Here is a 16,824-nt window from a genome sequence, read left to right on the forward strand (position 1 = left end):
CGCAAGCCGTAAAATCAGAACCGCACTTCCATCGTGGCGCGAACGCCCTGATCGGCCGCTTTCGTCCCGAACTGGCCGGAGTAGCTGATCCCCAGCGTGGTTCTGTCGGCGATCCGGAAATCGAGCCCGGCCCCGACAATGGCTGTATCCTTGGCGATCGGCACGCCGGCAATGGTGAAGAGGTCGCCACCGGCGAAGGCCATGTCCGTAGTCGGCGTGGTGTCGCCGAAGGCATGACGCCAGCCTAGCGTACCCTGCGCGGTTGCCTGCACCCCGCCGAGGTCGAAGCCCGCCGAGGCACGCAAGCCGAGCGTGGTGAAGGTGGTCTCGGTGGTCGAGGCCGCGGATGTGAGCGCCGCGGCGCCACCCTTTTCCGTGAAGCCGTCGGTGTGCAGGTTGATATAGGCGAGACTGGCGAAGGGCTCGAAGGCAGCCATGCGCGTCTCGACGCGATAGCCGGCCTCGCCGAAGACCTGCGCGGTGCCGGCATCGTACTTCGCCGTCAGCGCATCGGCGAAGCCTGGAACGACGACGTTGCGGCTGGTGTCGATCCGATTCCAGCTGTAGGCGACGCCGCCGCGCAGGCCCAGGCCATCCCACTGTCCACCGCCATAAAGGCCGATGTGATAGGTGTCGCTGGAGCCGGAAGAGGCACGATCGTCGACGTCGAAACTGGCGTGGCTGTAGCCGGTCAGCAGGCCGACCCGCCAGGCTTCGCCGATCGCGGTGTCGCCGCCGGCGAGGAAGCCGCCGGTGGAGCGGTCGAGGCCGGCGGCATTGCCGTCGCCGCTCGCCGTGCCCCAGGAGCCGAAAGCCTGCCCCCACACGACGAAACGGCTGGTGTCGGCCTCGACCAGCTCCGGGCCGCCCTCGCCATAAGCCATCACTGGCATGGCGGGAGCGGTGACGTCGCCCATGGCCGCCCGGACGCGGGCGGTTGCGGCATCGGCGACGAAGCGGCTGTCCTCGATAAGCATCCCCTTGGCCGAGGCATGAACCTCGCCCGACGCGGCATCGAGCGCCAGGCGCGCGGCATCCTTGTCGGTCATCAGCAGCATGGCCCATGCAAGCGCACTGCCTTCGCCCAGCCGGTCGAGGGCTCCGGCGGTCGCGATTTGGTTGCCGGTGGTGGCGACGTTGGCGACCGCAACGTCGTTGCGCGCCAAGGTGAGGGTGATGTCGTTGCCGTCGCCGCCCTTGTAGTTGATGAGATGGTCGAGGAAGAGAAGGTCGTTGAGGTTGCCGACGGAGGCGAAGGTGCCGGCGACATCGGCCGCGCCATTGTTCTGGATGATCGTGTACGGCCCGTTGCGCAGGTTCCAGCTCTCGGCTGTCGCCGGCGTCAGGACCAGGTTGAGCGTCGCGCCTGATATGTCGACCGTGCCGCCGACGATCAGCTTGTCGGCGCCGGATGGGGTCGCCTCGACTTCGAATATGCCGTGATTGACATAGTTGCCGCCGACCGTCTGGACGCCGATGGAATTGCCGACGCCATGCGTGCCGAGGATGGTGACATTGCCGCCTATGGTGCCGATGCCGCCAAGGCGCGCGCCGGAATCCACCGTGACATCGCCGGCGAGGCTCGCGTCGCCATGGCTGGCGTCGCCCACCACCAGCGTTCCCGTGCCGACGGTGGTCGGGCCCGCATAGCTGTTCTGTCCGTTGAGCGTCAGCTTGCCCGTGCCGGTCTTGGTCAGGGAGCCGTTTCCGGAAATCACGCCGCCGATGACGTCGTCATGACCGAGCGCGCCGAGCGAAAGCTGTGAATCGTCGATTTGTATGGCTCCCTCGCCCGACAGCGAGCCGACATCGAGCACCGAGTCCTGGTCCCGGAAGCGCACCAGCACGCTGCCGCCGGCGCCGTTGACGACGGTAGCGTCCTGCGCCTGCGACGATCCCTGGAAATCGAGCGTGCCGCCGGCCTCGTTGACCAGCGTCGCGGTTCCGCCGTCCGAATGTCCGTAAAAAACGGTCGAGCCGCCATTCCGGTTGGTTATCGTGGCCTCTCCGGCGGAGGAAGACACATTGCTCGAATAATCGCCGTCGAAGGTTGTCCGGCTGAAATAATACGGTATGCCCAAGCCGTCATTGACGATGGTCGCGTTGGCGGCGCTTGCCCCCGTGAAGGCGACGAAGCCGCCGCCCTGATTGGTGATGCTGGCCGTGCCGGCATCGGTTCCAGTGCTGAAATTGAGCCCGCCGTAGCCGTCCTTCGCCAGGACGATGGTGGCCGCGCCCGCCGTCGCATTGCGCTGGAAGTTGAGGTCGCCTGACCCGACGGTGATCGAGAGATCCTGGGCGCTGACCGGATTGGCGGCGTCGTTGCCCGAGAAATAGAGCTTGGCCCATCCCCCGCTTCCGTTCGAGTTTATCGTGACCGGCCCGTCGCCGAGCGCACCTGTCGCCGCCACGACAAGGCCGCCGCCGCGCACCGCCGTGCCGCCCGAATAGCTGTTGGCGCTGTTCAGCGTCAGCGTGCCGGAACTGGTCTTGGCGAGTTGCCCGTCGCCCGAAACCACGCCGTCGAGGATCAGGTTCTTGCCGGCGCCGACATCGCAGGTACCGCCATTGGCGCCGAGGATTACCTGGCGCTCCAGCGTGAAATTGAGGGGACTGCCCGTCACCTGCAGCGCGCCGCCGTTCAAGGTCAGGCGCCCGAGACATCGCCCAGCGCCCAGTCGCCGCCGATCCTCAGCGTGCCGCCGTTGACGACGGTGCCGCCCGAATAGGTGTTGAGGCCGGTGAGGATGACCGTGCCGGTGCCGGATTTGACCAGGGAGCCGGTCCCGCCGACGACCGCCGACACGATGCCGTTGCTCAAGGTGAAGCTGCCGGCGGTGCTCAGAGTGCCGTTGCGCAATTCCCCGCCCGTCAGCGTGAAGCCGCTGGCGGTCTGCGTCGTGGCGCCGAGATCGAGGATGCCTTGCGTGACGGACCAGGCCATGACCGTACCCGGTGCGCCGGAAACCGTCCAGGTGCCGGTGCCGGACTTTTCCAGGATGCCGAAGCCCTGGTACTGGGCGGAAGAGCCCGCCGCGCCCAATTGTGAAAGGTCGAAGGAACCGCCGGCCGAACCGCCAAGACCGAACGTGTCGGCCGTGCTGAACGCCTTCACGACACCGTTGACGACAGAGGACTGGGTGATGGTGAAGCTGTTCACGCCGCCGGTGAAGGTGACCGCGTTTGCCCTGGCGCCGGCTCCGCCATCGGCGACCCCGCCACTGATCGTGCCGGTATTGGTGATGGCGAGGCCGGAGCCGACGATTCCAGCGCCACCGGCGCCGCCGCTGCCATTTCCTGCCGAGGAAGCGCCACCGCCGCCGCCATTGCCACCTTGAATCAGGCCGTTGTTGATCAAGGTGGCGCCGTCGCCGGTAAAGATCACGCCAACGCCGCCATTGCCTCCGGGCCCCGCGGTTCGAATACTGTCGCTGAAGCTGTAGCTGGCGCCGCCGCCACCGCCGCCGCCGGCCGCAACGGTGCCGCTGTTGGTGAAGGTTTCTCCGCCATTGGCGAAGATGATGCCAACGCCTCCATCACCACCATTTCCTGCGCCGGCCTTGCTGCCAGGGCCGCCACCGCCGCCGCCGCCGCTGATCGTCCCGCTGTTGGTGTTTTGCAAGCCGCCGCCCGTCACGATGGCCCCATAGCCACCGCCGCCGCCGCCGCCAAACGTCACCGCACCGCCATTGCCCCCCCCATAGCCGAGAGCGCCGCCACCCCCGCCCCCACCCAGGAGCAGTTCGGTTGAACCGATCGAGATCGTTGAAGTGCCAGCCCCATTGCCGTTGCCTCCGCCACCCCCGCCACCTCCCGCCGTCCCCCCCGAGCCTCCCGGATTTCCGCCCGCAACACCTTGTCCGTCGCTGCCGTTAAATGTGTCGAAAAAGCTCCCGGCAACGCCGCTTGCACCACCTCCTCCACCATTGGCACCCGCGGCTCCGCCCCCCCCTCCACTGCCAAAGCCGCCCCTTGCGACGCTGCTGCCGGCGCCACCATCGCCGGTGATGGTGCCGCTGCCGAGGTCACCGGCGCCTCCGGCTCCGCCTTGGGCACCGTCCCCACCTTTTCCGCCGTCACCCCCGCCGGCGGCGCCGCCGCCACCGCCGCCCGTACCTGTACTGTCGCTTCCATTGGCGCCGGTGTATCCTTGCCCTCCGGCCGTGCCACTAGCACCCGCGCCGCCGTCCGCCCGTGCCACAGATGGCGAGAACGTCAGCACGACCGGTGCAGCCATGGCGGCCCCCAGCGCGCTCGCGCATAGAAGACGGGTCAGAAGGGCCACGCGTGGACCGTCAGCTTGCCGAGGGCGGGTGAGATTGCGTGACGGCACCCGATGCGTCGGTTGCGAGACGGCAAGGGGGGCGCCCAGGCGCAGGATCTTTTCCTTACCCTTCTTGATGAGTTCAGTGGTTTCTTTCCGGCCCATGTCAATCCCATCGTGTCCGGCACAACCCGATTGCGCTGGAATCTCTCCAGCCTGCAGCATCCCGCGAAAGCCCGGCTCGCGATATCGTTGAAACTAGCTATGCCGGGGCTCAAGGCGGTTCGTCGCCTGCGGCAATGTCGAACCGCCTATCTCCTCGTTTTCACGCGAGTGCGAGCGGAAAACCGTTCATGCCATTCCTGGAATTGCGTCGGCGGGCACCCGCAGGGCCAGCACGGTTTCGCCGTGCCGCGACCGCGTTTCGAGCGTGCCGCCCAGCCGTCCGGCCCGCGCCCGCATCGAGCGCAGGCCGGTGCCCGGGACGGGCGCCTCCGAGGCGGCATCGAAGCCGACGCCGTCGTCGTGGATCATCAGGCTCAGCGTCTCGCCGCGCCGGTGCAGGTCGATGACGACGCAGCTTGCCTGGCTGTGCTTGAGCACGTTGGTCAGGCCCTCCTGCAGGATGCGGACGAGATCGAGGCTTCGCGCGAGCGACAGGTGGCAGTCCTCCAGCCCGGTCAGGTTCCACACGCAATCGATGTCGCGGCTTTCACATGCCAGCGTGTGGCGGCGGCGCAGCGGTGCGATCCACTCGGCCAGAGACTGGCCGCCCGTCTGGTCGTCGGCGGCGGTGTCGATGATCACCCGCAACTCGTCGCGCAGTTCCTTGAGGACGGACAGGAAGCGATCGGCCGGCAGGTTCTGCGGCGCATGTTCCAGCATGGCGATCGAATTGACCAGGGTGCCACCCATGCCGTCGTGCAGATTGTGCGAAAGGGACACGCGCTCGGCCAGCCTGGTGTTGGCCAGAATGACCTCATGCTGCTGATGCAGCGTGAGGGCGAGTTCTTTCCTGGCGGTTTCGATCTTGGCCGTGAGCTCATCGTTGAACCCCTCGATGCGGCGCATGTTGGCGACGAAGTTCCAGGCCAGCACCAGCGCCATGCCGACCATCTGGAACTGGGATGTCAGCGTGACGTAGTAGACATTGCCAAGAAGTATGCCGAGATAGGTCATCAGGTCATGCAGGATGGCCACGATGGTGAACGCGTTGACGATATGGAGGACGATGTGGTCCAGGCGAGCGCTGCGCCAGGTCAGGCCGATCGACAGGAAACAGGCGCCGATATAAAGCAGCGACCAGGACAAGGCCAGCAGGTTGAGCATCGGGCCGAGCTGGGAATGCGGCGTGGCAAACAGGGCTGCGGCGCCGATCGCCAGCGCGGTCCATAGCACGGCTTCCCCTCGGGGAAAGCGGCGCTCGGCAAAGCGGATGACAAACAGCACGAAGGCGGCGGCCATGACCATGAAGGAGAGCATGATGAAACGCTGCCATGTGTCGGTCGCCCCGAACGGCCAAGGGCTCGTCACCACGAAATTGAGCGAATAGCAAAACCACGCAATCGTCATCAGGGCGAACCAGCCATAGGCCTTCAGGCTTCGGCGCAGCAGCCAGACGACGAAAAAGAAGGTGCCAAGCGCCGCGGTGACGCCGAGATAGAAGACCGGCAGCCCGCGGCGAATCCAGAATTGCTGGACAAAATGAGCACGCGTCGCCGAAGGCGGGCCGATCAGGACCGGACCAAGGCCTGGCTGGTATGGCGCCAGGCCCGAGACCCTGATCAGCAGCGTGTTGGTGCCGGCATGCAGAACCGGGGCCGCGAGCTGCCAGTAGCGGGGCACGTTCCATGAGCGCGTCAACGGCTCGACGAGGAATTCGTCGCGGCCGAGTTCCGCGCCGTTGACCGAGATCGATCCGGCCAGTGTCCAGTAGTTCAGCGCGAGGCCCAGCGGTTCGGCCGCGTCGGGCCTGTCGAAGGTGAGGCGATACCAGACCACGCCGTCGAAAACCGGGCCAGCGCGTCGTCCAGTCGTCGGGCAAGGTCACGCTGGTCCAGCCGGTGGCCGGCGGCGCGGCGGCGTCCCAGCCGGATCTCACGGCCTCGATCGTCTTGAACGGCACGGCCCCGCCGGCGGCAAAGGCGATGCCGCCCGGCACGAGGAGCAGGAATATCAGGGCAAGAAGCCTTGCGACCGCGCCTCGAAGATCGCTTCCGTCCGGGATTTGACCGACAGCTTCTTGTAGATGTTGCGAATGTGGCATTCGACCGTGAACCTGGAGAGGGAAAGGACTCCCGAAATCTCTCGATTGGTAAGCCCCTTGGCAACGAGGTTGAGGATCTCGATCTCGCGCGGCGTCAAGGGAGGCGGCGGCGCAAGCGCGGGCTTGCCGCGCCCCGGCCTGTCGGTGGAAGGACGGGCACGCCCGGTCGGCGCCGGCGCCGACACCAGTTCCAGGATGCGCCGGGCGATGAAGGGATCGATCGGCGCGCCGCCGCGGATGGTGCTGCGGATCGAAAGCGAAAGCTCGATGTCGTCGCGCTCCTTCAGGAGGTAGCCGGTCGCGCCGGCACGTAGGGCCTCGAGGATGGTGTTTTCGTTGCTCCAGGCCGAGATGACGAGGATCGGCAGCGCCGCGTCATGCTCGTGCAGGGAGCCGATAAGGTCGATGCCGTTGCCATCGGGCAGGCCGACATCGACCAGCGCCATGGCAAAGGGCTGGTCGACGAGCAGGGTCCTGGCCTGCGCGATCGACCCGGCGAAAAACAGCTCCTCCTGAGCATAGCCAAGGCCCTTCAGGATCGAGCGCAACCGCACCTGCATCATCGGCTCGTCCTCGACGACAAGCAGCGGGCTCGGCAGCAGTGCTTCCGATGGGGGCAGGTCGATGGCGGGATATTCCTTGTACGACATGAACCTCGACGCGAATGGCGGCTTTCACCGGTAGCAGCCGGGGCGGAAAATACCCAGCCGATCGTACCAGTCTGCCATGGATCGGTTGACGCCGACATAGCTGGGATCAGGTAGAGCGAGCCGGGGATGGCCGTTTGTAACAGGGGCCATGTAGCGGACCCGTTTCGCGACATCCAACGGTTGCCTCCATGCCCGATCCTGCTGCAATCGGAGGAGAGACAATGCGTCAACATCTGCTGAACGGTTGGCTCGTGGCAGCCCTGGTGGCGACGACCTGCCTGCTCGGCGTGACCGCCTACGCGGAGGTGAAGGAAGATATCTCGCGCATTGCCTGCACGCATGAGGACAAGGCTCCCGGCGAGCGGGGCGCACGGTGTGATACCTGTGCCGCGGCGCGATGCGATGTCCGCATGTCAGGAGCCTGAGCGGCAGCCGTCAGCGGACGGCATGAGCGGCAATCCGCCAGCCAAAACGGCGCGTGCATTCGGGCAACGATCCGCGCAGCCGAGATAGAATTTCCGATCAGGCAAGCCGGATGTTGCGTGCGGGGCTGAATCCCTTGCGGCGCAAGGGTTTCAGGCGTGCGTGACGTCGAATTTTTCGCGCGCCGCCTTGACGCGCATGGTGTTCGCGCGCGCCCATTCGCTCAGTGCGCTGACGGGGATCAGCAGCTCGTGGCCGAGCTCGGTCAGCTCATAATCGACGCGCGGCGGAATGGTTGGAAACACGGTGCGGGTGACGAAGCCGTCACGCTCCAGGCCGCGCAAGGTGGTGGTCAGCATCTTCTGCGAGATGCCGCCGACGGCGGCGCGCAATTCATTGAAACGCATCGGTCCGTCGCCCAGCTTGCCGACGACCAGAACAGTCCATTTGTCGCCGACGCGCTGCAGGATTTCCGAGATGGCGCGGCAGTCTTCGGAGCGGTGTGGGTGCCTCGGTAACAAAAAAGTGCCTTCTTGTGCATCGCGTTTGCAGTATCTCATATAGCGCAGGTATCCAAATGATACCAGTACTTCGTGCAAGGAGAGCCCTTATGTCCAAACCCAAAATTGCCATCGTCGTCGGATCGACGCGCGCCGCTCGTTTCGCCGATGTGCCAACCAAGTGGATCGCCAAGATCGCCAAGTCGCATGCCGACATCGATGTCGAGATCGTCGACCTGCGCGACTTCCCGCTGCCGTTCTTCGACGAGGTCGCATCCTCCGCCTGGGCGCCGTCGCAGAACGAAGTGGCACAGCGCTGGCAGAAGAAGGTCGCCGAATTCGACGGCTTCATCTTCACCGCCGCCGAATACAATCATGGCCCGACGGCCGTGCTGAAGAACGCCATCGACTACGCCGCCAATGAATGGAACAAGAAGCCGGCCGGCTTCGTCGGTTATGGCAGCGTCGGCGGCTCGCGTGCCGTCGAACAGCTTAGACTGTATGCCGTCGAATTGCAGATGGCGCCGGTCAAGTCGGCCGTCCATATCGCCTGGGGCGATTTCCTCGCCGTCCGCCAGGGCGAGAAGAAGCTGGAAGACCTCGAGCATCTGAACCAGGCCGCCACCGCGCTGGTCAACGATGTTGCGTGGTGGGCCAAGGTGCTCAAGGCGGCGCGTCAGGCCGACGCCATTGCCGAGGAAGTCAAGGCGGCCTGACCGCCAATTCGAATTATCCTCCCAAGGATCCGGGGGCGGCGTCTTGCGCCGCCCTTTTTCAATCATAGCGGCTCGAATTGAAAGCTGGCGCCGGATCGGACGACGCGGCCGACACCGGGCGAATCCAGATGCGCGCCGGCGACGAAACAATGATCGCCGGCTGCAAGCGCCAGCAACCGCAACCGGCTTTCGCGCGCCTGGTCCTGATCGGCGTCGAATTCCCATGTCACCTCAGGTCGATCGAACTGAAGCGATGGGACGTGAACGGTGTCGCCCCAAATCAAAATGCGTTCGCCGCCGGCAGAAACACGAAAACAGCTGTGTCCCGCTTCATGGCCATGAGCGCCGACAATGTCGACATGTGTCCCGATACGGTCTCCGGCTTCGAAGGGTTCCGCCATGCCGTGAAATCGTTCGAGCCGCGCTTCGGCGCGAAAAAAGCCGAGTTCTTCCCCGGGAACGAGCAAGCGCGCCAGGCGCGGGAAAGCGTCGCGGCCGTCGGCAAGCACAAGACCATGGATGTGGTCGAGATGCGTGTGGGTGAAGCAGACGGTACGGACTCGTCCGGCATCGATGCCAGCTTCGTCCAGCGCCTCGGGAAGTCGGCCCATGGTGGGATGCCAGGCGTTCGAGGCGCCGGTATCGATCAAGATGATCCCGTTTCCATCGTCAATCGCGAAGGCATTGACGGAAAGCCTGAGTTGACCACCAACCAACGCGACTTGTTGCGGCAATTCATCGCCAAATGGCTTGTCGCGGCGTTGCCGAAGCCGTCCGATCGGCATGTCGACATAGCCATCGCGCAAGGAGGTGATGCGCAAGTCACCAAGATCGTAGGTCTGATAAAGGTCGCCCGAAGCTATGCGGTGCATTTTCCGATCCGTTCTGTAGACAATTGACGGTCTGGCAGCCCGCGTCGGCAACTCACCCGTCAAATTCGATTTATGCCATTTGGGCGTGCGTCGCCTGCCTCGGCCGTATGATGCAGTCGGCGAGGCGGTCCGTCTCGTTCAACTCGTCGGCGTGGTGCTGGCCCCATTGGCAGAGCGCCAGCAGGATCGGCTCGAGGCTGAGGCCGAGGCGCGTCGCCGAATATTCGACGCGCGATGGCACTTCGGCGAAGATCTCGCGGCTGACCAGGCCGTGCTCCTCCATTTCGCGCAGCTGCTGGATCAGCACTTTCTGGGTGATGCCCGGCATCAGCGCCTTGAGTGCCGATAGCCGCCGGGGACCATCGAAGAGATGGTAGAGGATGACCGCCTTCCAGCGACCCGCGATCACTTTCAGCGCCCGTTCCGCCGGCAGCACAGGCAGTCTTTTGATCGGCATTCTCTTGGGATCTGCCATGGTCACCTCCTGGTCAGCAGGGGACAAATGAGTGTGTAGTCGAGGCTCCGCAGATAGTGGCAAACCGCTGCCGATGCCAGTGCTATCGGAGTTTGCCATGAAAGCCATTCAACTCAGCCGCTTCGGCGGTCCCGAGGTGCTGGAGGTGGTCGATCTGCCGACGCCGGTGCCGCAGGCCGGCGAGGTGCTGATCCGTGTCCATGCCGCCGGGATTAACTTCTTCGAAGTGCTGATGCGCGCGAACCGCTACGCGGTAACGCCGCAACTGCCGATGATCCCGGGCGCCGAGGCGGCGGGTGTCGTCGAGGCCGTCGGGCAAGGTGTGGATGCACAATTGCTGGGTCGCCGCGTGGCCGCGCCTTTGTTCATGTCGCAGCGTCCCCACAGCGGCTATGCGGAGCAGGTGACGATGTCAGCCGATCTCGTCGTGCCGCTGCCGGATGCGCTGCCGTTCGAGGCTGCCACGGCGCTGATGGTGCAGGGGCTGACGGCCCTTCATCTGCTTCGGCAAAGCCCGCCCGATGACAAGGCGGTGCTGGTGCCGGCCGCATCGGGCGGTGTGGGAACGCTGCTTGTCCAACTGGCCAGGCTGAAGGGCGCACGCCAGGTGATCGCAGCCGCCGGCGGCAAGGCAAAGCTGGATTTCGCCTTGTCGCTCGGCGCCGATGCCGCAGTCGACTATACCAAGCCGGACTGGCCCGCTCGCGTCCGCGACCTCACCGGCGGGGAGGGCGCCAACATCATCTACGACACAGTCGGCGGTGCGCTCACCGCTGCCTTGCTTGAGGCCTTGGCGCCTGGCGGCGAACTGGTGTTTGCTGCGCTCGGGCGCTTTGGCCTCGCTGCCTCCGATCTGGAGCAGTTGATCGGCCGCAACCAGTCACTCAGGGGTTTCGCGCTGCTGCCGCTGCTGTCTGCCGATGTGCTGAAAGCCAGCCTGTCCGAACTGTTCCAAATGGCGGCAGGCGGCCAACTTCAGGTCACGATCGGCGGCAGATTCCGGCTCGACCAGGCCGGGGAAGCGCACCGGTTGCTGGATGAGCGCCGGTCGACCGGGAAGGTGGTACTGATACCCTGATATGGCGATAGCCGCGAACACGACGCCAATCGGGGTTGGACTGCTACATCGACGGGACTGCCATCTGGTCGCGCCCTGTGGCCTGATATATCCGGCTGCAATCCGTCACATGAGTGAAGCCGTGAAGACATCCAGCCTGACCGGCGCCGTTTCCCCGATGATCCCGGTGCTCGTTTGCGCGCTTGCGATCTTCCTGCTGTCCGGGATGGATGCGGCGATGAAGATCCTGGTCATCGCGGTCGGCGTCTACAACACCTTGCTGTGGCGCAGCATGGTCGCGACCGTGGTCGCGGGCGCGGCCTGGTTGGCGGGACCGCGCCTAACGCCAACCGTTCCGGTGCTGAGGCTGCATGCGCTGCGTGCCGCGATTGTCGGCATCGTCCTGATATCCTTCTTCTGGGGCTTGGCCAGGCTGCCGCTCGCGGAGGCGATCGGGCTCAGTTTCGTGGCGCCCTTGTTTGCCCTGTTTCTCGCCGCGCTGCTGCTGGGCGAACGGATCCGGCGCCAGGCTGTCTGGGCATCTTTGGCCGGCATTGCCGGTGTCGCCATCATCATGGCCGGCCAGTTCGGGAAGGCTGACTATTCGCAAGATGCCATGCTCGGCACGGCAGCGGTGCTCGTGTCGACGGTGTTCTACGGCTACAATCTGATCCTCGCCCGGCAACAGGCGCAGTTGGCCAAGCCCATCGAGATCATGCTGTTCCAGAACCTTTGCGTTGCCATCCTCCTCGGCCTCGCAGCACCCTGGCTTGCCGTCGCCCTACCGAGCAATCTTTGGCTTCCTTTGGCCGGGGTGACGGTGCTGTCGCTTGCCGGGCAGTTCCTGATGAGCTGGTCCTACGCCCGCGCCGAAGCGCAATATCTGATCCCGACGGAATACTCGGCCTTTATCTGGGCGGTCGCGCTCGGCTGGTTCTTCTTCGGCGAGGAGGCGACCTGGACCACCTTGACCGGAGCGTGCCTGATCGTCGCCGGCTGCCTGATCGCCGCGCGGGCCAATCCCAGGCTTGCCGAGCCCATCGAAGTGGCGGTTTGAGCGCCGACGTTCAGCGCCCGGCAGGTTCGCGAAATACCCCAGTCTCCACCTCGTGGATGAAGTGAGCGATGAGAGCCGCGCATTGGCGATGATGCGTTTCGAGAAGCATGTGTCCGCTCTCAAAGACATGGATTTCGACTGCGTCGAGGTCGCGGCTGTAGGCCATGATCTCGTCCAGCGCGAAGAAGGCGTCGTGCCGTCCCCACAGCACGAGGCATGCTGGCTGTTGGTCGCGGAGATAGGCCTGGATGGCCGGGAAGCGGGCGATGTGCGAGCCATAATCGGTGAAGAGTTCGAACTGAATGTCGGTGTTGCCGGGCCTCGCCAGACGCTCCGTATCGAGATACCAACCCTCGGGCGGAAACAACACCTTCAGACGCTCGGGGAGACCGCCGATATATTGGTTCCGGGTCCCCTCGAAATTCATCCAGTCCGGCAGTTTGGCGCGGTTTTCTTCAGTCGGTTCGGCGAAGAACGCCTTCGGCGCGTCCCATTCCGGTCCCAGCCCCTCGTCATGAGCGTTGCTGTCCTGCGCGATCAGGCCGAGGATGCGATCCGGCCGCCGTGTGGCGAGATGATAGCCGACGGGCGTGCCGAAGTCAGTGATGTAGAGGAAGAATCGCTGGAGGCCGAGGGCCTCGATGAAGGCTTCTATCGTGTTGGCCAGGTTCTCGAACGTGTAGTCATAAGCATCGATGGAAGGGGCGGACGAAAAGCCGAAACCGGGCAGATCCGGCGCCACCACATAGGCTGTCTCCGCCAGCGGTTCGATGACATTGCGATAGACGTGCGACGAAGTCGGATATCCGTGCAGCAGCAGGATTGCCGGTCTGCCGGGATCGCCGGCATGACGGTAGAAGATGTCGAGGCCGTCGACATTGATGGTTTCGTGGCGGGTCTTGTAACGATTGCTGCACATCCTCTCTCTCCCAGGGGTTCCGCGCCGATCTGGCGGTGTTATGGCTTTGACACCACATATCCGTATGATAGTGGTTACATCATAACCGTATAATCCGGCTAATGAGGTTATGTTCCATGGGCGATGCACACACCGAATGGGTGCCGGATCACTTCATAGGCGGGCATCCCGCTTTGGACCTGTCGAACGCCGTGTTCGACCGGCGGGTGCCAGCAGCTGATAATGAACTGTTTAAGTCCGTCCGGGATGTTGCGAACTGGTTCAACGCCTCAGGGCTTGCCGACGATCGCCAGGCGCAGGCCGTCGCCGAGATAGCGGATGGGCGGTTCGTGGAACGGGTCCGCGAAGTGCGGGAGGCGTCATTTCAGGTCTTCGAGTCAATCGCCGCGGGCAAACCGTCCGCGGTCGAACCGCTAGATCCTTTCACCGTTTCACGGAAACGGCGAGCTGCTCTAACTCTTTGTTTTGACGCAATCCCGGACGGAAAACCGCTTCACACTTTTCCTGGAATTGCTCTAGGCGTGTTATTCTCGCGCACGGCAAGCTCGCTTGCCGCCGGGTCTATAGAGCTGGATCGCACCAGGCCGGAGCTTGGCCTTGCCCGGTGGCGGGACCCGGACGCCGTCACCGCCTTGCTGGCCATGCTGTCCATCGAAGCGTTCTTCACCTTGCCGCGCGACAGGCTGCATTCCTGCCCTCGCTGTGGCTGGCTTTTCCTCGATACGTCGCGAGGCGGCAAGCGGCGCTGGTGCAGCATGCGCACCTGCGGTAACCGCGAGAAGGTCTCGCGCCACCGAGATCATGCCCATGCCTAGATCCGGGTTAGCGCACCACTTCGCCTTTGCTGCGGGCAGGCCGGATGCCGGCGCGTCACTCCGGAAGACCGGCCTTGCGAAAACCATCGACGAAATGCTCGAGCGTAGCGGCGTCGCGGAATGGCTCGGTCGTCGCCCAGTGATGGGTTGTGAAATGCGGGTTGCCGACGAGAAACAGCTCGGCCTCCGCGCGCGCCTCGTCCAGCCGGCCGAGTTGCGCCAGGCTTGCCGCCAGGAAACGGCGTGAGCTTGTGCGATAGGTCTCGTCACGGCGCAACGTCTCGATAGCGGCTTGATAGTCGCGCGCCGCATATTGCGCCTGGCCGAGCGTCAGATAGTACCAGCTCGCCGGAAACGGGTTCAGCCGGAACGCCTTGCGGATGTGCTCGAGACCCTCTTCGACCCGGCCGGCCAGGACCGCGATGTCGGACAATGCCGCCCAGGTGTCGGCCTCGTTCGGGTCGAGCTCGATCGCCTTGGCGAATTCGGCATCCGCCTCGGCGAAGCTGCGCTCATAGGCAAGCAGGTAGGCCAGGATCCAGCGACAGCCAGCATCGTTGGGATCGATCGCCACAGCCTTGCGCGCCAGCTCCAAGGCAACGCTGCGGGCAGCTTCGGTTGGTCCGCCCCAATGCACCTGTCCCATCCAGTGGTTCATGGCAAGCCAGCGATAGGGCTCGGCGTATCCGGGATCGAGCGACACCGCGCGCGTCAGCATCAGATGCGCTTCCTGCGCCATCTGAGGCGAGTCGTCGATCAGCTTGCGCGCCCGCACGCAGAGATCGTAAGCCTCGAGATTGCTGGGCCGGTTGCGCGGCGGCAGCGTGCGCAGACGGCCAAGCAATGCCTCCACGATCTTGGCCGTCACCTCGTCCTGAACGGCAAAGATGTCGTCCAGGCCGCGATCGAAGCGTTCCGCCCACAGATGATCGCCGCTCACCGCGTCAACCAGCTGTGCGTTGATGCGCACGCGCCCCGCGGCGCGTCTTGCGCTGCCTTCCAGCAGGTAGCGCACGCCAAGGTCCCCGGCGATCTCGCGCACGTCCATCGCTTTTCCCTTGTAGGCAAAGGTCGAGTTGCGGGCGATGACGAACAGGCCGGAGATCCTGGACAGGTCGGTGATCAGGTCTTCGGTCAACCCGTCCACGAAGGAATCCTGCTCGGGATCGTTGCTGAAATTGACGAAGGGCAGCACGGCTATCGATGGTTTGTCGGGCAGCGGCAAGGATTTTCGCTTGGCCTCGCCGAACTGTTCGACGGCCCCCGTGAAACGGTAGCCGACGCGCGGAACGGTGGATATCCATTCGCCGTTCTCGCCGACAGGACCAAGCAGCTTGCGCAACTGCGCGATCTGGACGGTGAGGTTGCCTTCCTCCACGGCCGTGCCCGGCCATGCAGCGTCCATCAACTCGGCCTTTCCCAAGATTTCACCGGGCCGCCCGACGAGTGCTGCAAGCAGACTCAGCCCGCGATAGCCAACGGCAACGGGGACGTCGTTCCGAAGCAGCGTTCCCGCACCCGGATCAAGCACGAACGGACCAAAGGCAAAACGCGATCCCATAGGCGCATCTATAGAGCAATTCCAGGAAAAGTGTGAAGCGGTTTTCTGTTCGGAATTGCGTCAAAACAAAGGGTTAGAGTAGGTTACCGGTTCCGTGAACCGGTGAACTGCTCTAGCTCGTTTGGAAGTTTTGAGAACTATTTGGGAGGGCTTAATTACGGCGCCGTCCGTATCCTGCAGAATTCAACCTCATCGAGAGCCCTAGGCCCTCAAACCATATGGAGGTTGCCATGACCAATACACTTGCATCAGCCCAGCGTTGTGCAGCGCGACCGGGAACGCCCGTGCGGCCGGCATCGCGCCGGCTCCTGAAGACCCTGCGAAGCATCATAGCGAGCTGGCACGATCGGACCTGGCGCGAACGGATACGCTTTCGCTGGCAACTCAGGCAGATGTCGAAGGACAATCCGCATCTGATCGACGATATCGGCCTGACGATAGAGCAGGTCGAGGGAGAGATCGCCAAGTCCTTCTGGGAACGATAGAGCGAATGCCGCAATTGCTCGGGCGTCAGCGCACCGCCTCGCGATGGGCGCCTGCCAGGCGGGATGCGGCGGCCGTCGAGATCGCCACCTCGAAGCGCCAGCCCTGCGCGTCGACGCATTCGCCAGTCGCCGGCATGATGCATGTGCGCCAGCACATAGCCGGCGACGGAGCCCGGTGGGAGAATGCCGGCCGTTGTGGCGGTGCGAAACGGTAGTACTCGTCATGACCAGCACCATCGGAACGCCTTTAATCTCGACAGGACATCCAGCGCGTCGCACCCCTGAAGCGTGTCCCGTACGAACGGGTTCAGGCGTTTTAGATCCTCGTTTTTATGCATGTCGTTCTCCCAAACCGAGGTCGCTTTGGGCGACATGCATCAGAGGGCATCCATATGTACGCCATTGGCAATCTGAGGGCAGCCGGGCAGGCCGAATTGCTCGGCCCACAGACATAGTGAACCTGCTGCTGCGTTGAGCGCCGCGCCGCGTTCTGTCAGCGAATAGACTACCTTCGCTGGAACCACGGAAAAGACTTTACGGTCGACAAGGCCGTCGGCCTCCAGTTCTCGCAATTGTTGCGCCAGCATCTTTTCACTGATGCCAGAAAGCGCCTGTTTCAATCGACCAAATCTGCGCGACGCCGTTCCGAGCTCGCAAAGGATATCTACTTTCCACTTTCCTTCGACCATCCTGACGGCCGCTGCAAAGCCATTGTCCGCGGAATTGTTCATCGCGCGTTCCTTACCTTCTGGTGACCACTTACG

Annotated in this window: 17 protein-coding genes; 6 read left to right on the forward strand and 11 right to left on the reverse strand. The window is 64.1% G+C overall.

The genetic code is table 11. The features are described from left to right. Positions 1–14 precede the first annotated feature (14 nt). The 4 genes from NKI66_RS14725 to NKI66_RS14740 form a co-directional block, all read right to left on the reverse strand. A complete protein-coding gene (locus NKI66_RS14725) occupies positions 15–2,645 on the reverse strand; it encodes an autotransporter outer membrane beta-barrel domain-containing protein (protein WP_352752062.1) in 2,631 nt (876 codons plus the stop codon). A 2-nt stretch (positions 2,646–2,647) separates the two neighbouring features. Next, positions 2,648–4,429, reverse strand: a complete 1,782-nt coding sequence (locus tag NKI66_RS14730) for a hypothetical protein (protein ID WP_352752063.1) — start codon at positions 4,427–4,429, stop codon at positions 2,648–2,650. A gap of 186 nt (positions 4,430–4,615) precedes the next feature. Further along, positions 4,616–6,265, reverse strand: coding sequence for a sensor histidine kinase (locus tag NKI66_RS14735; protein ID WP_352752065.1), 1,650 nt, complete (start codon positions 6,263–6,265; stop codon positions 4,616–4,618). Between the two features lie 174 nt (positions 6,266–6,439). Continuing rightward, a complete protein-coding gene (locus NKI66_RS14740) occupies positions 6,440–7,180 on the reverse strand; it encodes a LuxR C-terminal-related transcriptional regulator (RefSeq protein WP_352752067.1) in 741 nt (246 codons plus the stop codon). Between the two features lie 221 nt (positions 7,181–7,401). On the opposite strand from NKI66_RS14740, the gene NKI66_RS14745 reads away from it, so the two are divergent. Further along, complete coding sequence (locus NKI66_RS14745; RefSeq protein ID WP_352555037.1) at positions 7,402–7,605, forward strand: hypothetical protein; 204 nt, start codon at positions 7,402–7,404, stop codon at positions 7,603–7,605. 150 nt (positions 7,606–7,755) lie between these two features. Here NKI66_RS14745 and NKI66_RS14750 read toward each other — a convergent pair whose 3' ends face one another. After that, positions 7,756–8,124, reverse strand: a complete 369-nt coding sequence (locus tag NKI66_RS14750) for a winged helix-turn-helix transcriptional regulator (protein WP_164892913.1) — start codon at positions 8,122–8,124, stop codon at positions 7,756–7,758. A gap of 89 nt (positions 8,125–8,213) precedes the next feature. Here NKI66_RS14750 and NKI66_RS14755 point away from each other — a divergent pair, with 89 nt between their 5' ends. Next, a complete protein-coding gene (locus NKI66_RS14755; protein WP_352752069.1) occupies positions 8,214–8,819 on the forward strand; it encodes an NADPH-dependent FMN reductase in 606 nt (201 codons plus the stop codon). A gap of 62 nt (positions 8,820–8,881) precedes the next feature. Here the strand turns inward: NKI66_RS14755 and NKI66_RS14760 are convergent, their stop codons facing one another. Together NKI66_RS14760 and NKI66_RS14765 are read right to left on the reverse strand one after the other, a co-directional pair. Next, on the reverse strand, positions 8,882–9,691 hold the full coding sequence (locus tag NKI66_RS14760; protein ID WP_352752071.1) for an MBL fold metallo-hydrolase: 810 nt from the start codon (positions 9,689–9,691) through the stop codon (positions 8,882–8,884). A gap of 70 nt (positions 9,692–9,761) precedes the next feature. Continuing rightward, positions 9,762–10,166 (reverse strand): winged helix-turn-helix transcriptional regulator, encoded by a 405-nt coding sequence (locus NKI66_RS14765; protein ID WP_352752072.1) that lies wholly within the window; start codon positions 10,164–10,166, stop codon positions 9,762–9,764. A gap of 97 nt (positions 10,167–10,263) precedes the next feature. Here NKI66_RS14765 and NKI66_RS14770 point away from each other — a divergent pair, with 97 nt between their 5' ends. Continuing rightward, complete coding sequence (locus tag NKI66_RS14770; protein ID WP_352752074.1) at positions 10,264–11,244, forward strand: quinone oxidoreductase family protein; 981 nt, start codon at positions 10,264–10,266, stop codon at positions 11,242–11,244. A gap of 109 nt (positions 11,245–11,353) precedes the next feature. Next, positions 11,354–12,280 (forward strand): DMT family transporter, encoded by a 927-nt coding sequence (locus NKI66_RS14775; protein ID WP_023809759.1) that lies wholly within the window; start codon positions 11,354–11,356, stop codon positions 12,278–12,280. Positions 12,281–12,290: 10 nt separating this feature from the next. On the opposite strand, the gene NKI66_RS14780 is transcribed toward NKI66_RS14775, so the two are convergent. After that, positions 12,291–13,199 (reverse strand): alpha/beta fold hydrolase, encoded by a 909-nt coding sequence (locus NKI66_RS14780; protein ID WP_128303794.1) that lies wholly within the window; start codon positions 13,197–13,199, stop codon positions 12,291–12,293. A gap of 116 nt (positions 13,200–13,315) precedes the next feature. On the opposite strand from NKI66_RS14780, the gene NKI66_RS14785 reads away from it, so the two are divergent. After that, positions 13,316–14,014: a CGNR zinc finger domain-containing protein gene (locus tag NKI66_RS14785; RefSeq protein WP_128303795.1), complete on the forward strand. Its 699-nt coding sequence runs from the start codon at positions 13,316–13,318 to the stop codon at positions 14,012–14,014. Positions 14,015–14,069: 55 nt separating this feature from the next. Here NKI66_RS14785 and NKI66_RS14790 read toward each other — a convergent pair whose 3' ends face one another. Next, entirely contained in the window at positions 14,070–15,575 is a 1,506-nt protein-coding gene (locus NKI66_RS14790) for a winged helix-turn-helix domain-containing tetratricopeptide repeat protein (protein WP_352752077.1), read from the reverse strand. A 230-nt stretch (positions 15,576–15,805) separates the two neighbouring features. On the opposite strand from NKI66_RS14790, the gene NKI66_RS14795 reads away from it, so the two are divergent. Further along, complete coding sequence (locus NKI66_RS14795; RefSeq protein WP_023809755.1) at positions 15,806–16,060, forward strand: DUF1127 domain-containing protein; 255 nt, start codon at positions 15,806–15,808, stop codon at positions 16,058–16,060. A 25-nt stretch (positions 16,061–16,085) separates the two neighbouring features. Here NKI66_RS14795 and NKI66_RS14800 read toward each other — a convergent pair whose 3' ends face one another. Both NKI66_RS14800 and NKI66_RS14805 read right to left on the reverse strand, forming a co-directional pair. Then, the gene (locus NKI66_RS14800) at positions 16,086–16,217 is read right to left on the reverse strand and encodes a hypothetical protein (protein ID WP_352752079.1); all 132 of its coding nucleotides are present in this window, start codon (positions 16,215–16,217) and stop codon (positions 16,086–16,088) included. Between the two features lie 220 nt (positions 16,218–16,437). Then, entirely contained in the window at positions 16,438–16,791 is a 354-nt protein-coding gene (locus NKI66_RS14805) for a winged helix-turn-helix transcriptional regulator (protein WP_128303797.1), read from the reverse strand. Positions 16,792–16,824: the final 33 nt, after the last annotated feature.

The organism is Mesorhizobium sp. M0518 (assembly GCF_040321125.1).
In the GTDB taxonomy this organism is placed as follows: Bacteria; Pseudomonadota; Alphaproteobacteria; order Rhizobiales; family Rhizobiaceae; genus Mesorhizobium.

Bases quoted from the DNA above. Each gene is read 5' to 3' on its own strand.
- NKI66_RS14730 (WP_352752063.1), bottom strand. From the start codon at position 4,429: ATGGGCCGGAAAGAAACCACTGAACTCATCAAGAAGGGTAAGGAAAAG.
- NKI66_RS14740 (WP_352752067.1), bottom strand. From the start codon at position 7,180: ATGTCGTACAAGGAATATCCCGCCATCGACCTGCCCCCATCGGAAGCA.
- NKI66_RS14745 (WP_352555037.1), top strand. From the start codon at position 7,402: ATGCGTCAACATCTGCTGAACGGTTGGCTCGTGGCAGCCCTGGTGGCG.
- NKI66_RS14755 (WP_352752069.1), top strand. From the start codon at position 8,214: ATGTCCAAACCCAAAATTGCCATCGTCGTCGGATCGACGCGCGCCGCT.
- NKI66_RS14760 (WP_352752071.1), bottom strand. From the start codon at position 9,691: ATGCACCGCATAGCTTCGGGCGACCTTTATCAGACCTACGATCTTGGT.
- NKI66_RS14765 (WP_352752072.1), bottom strand. From the start codon at position 10,166: ATGGCAGATCCCAAGAGAATGCCGATCAAAAGACTGCCTGTGCTGCCG.
- NKI66_RS14770 (WP_352752074.1), top strand. From the start codon at position 10,264: ATGAAAGCCATTCAACTCAGCCGCTTCGGCGGTCCCGAGGTGCTGGAG.
- NKI66_RS14775 (WP_023809759.1), top strand. From the start codon at position 11,354: ATGAGTGAAGCCGTGAAGACATCCAGCCTGACCGGCGCCGTTTCCCCG.
- NKI66_RS14780 (WP_128303794.1), bottom strand. From the start codon at position 13,199: ATGTGCAGCAATCGTTACAAGACCCGCCACGAAACCATCAATGTCGAC.
- NKI66_RS14785 (WP_128303795.1), top strand. From the start codon at position 13,316: ATGGGCGATGCACACACCGAATGGGTGCCGGATCACTTCATAGGCGGG.
- NKI66_RS14790 (WP_352752077.1), bottom strand. From the start codon at position 15,575: ATGGGATCGCGTTTTGCCTTTGGTCCGTTCGTGCTTGATCCGGGTGCG.
- NKI66_RS14795 (WP_023809755.1), top strand. From the start codon at position 15,806: ATGACCAATACACTTGCATCAGCCCAGCGTTGTGCAGCGCGACCGGGA.
- NKI66_RS14800 (WP_352752079.1), bottom strand. From the start codon at position 16,217: ATGTGCTGGCGCACATGCATCATGCCGGCGACTGGCGAATGCGTCGAC.
- NKI66_RS14805 (WP_128303797.1), bottom strand. From the start codon at position 16,791: ATGAACAATTCCGCGGACAATGGCTTTGCAGCGGCCGTCAGGATGGTC.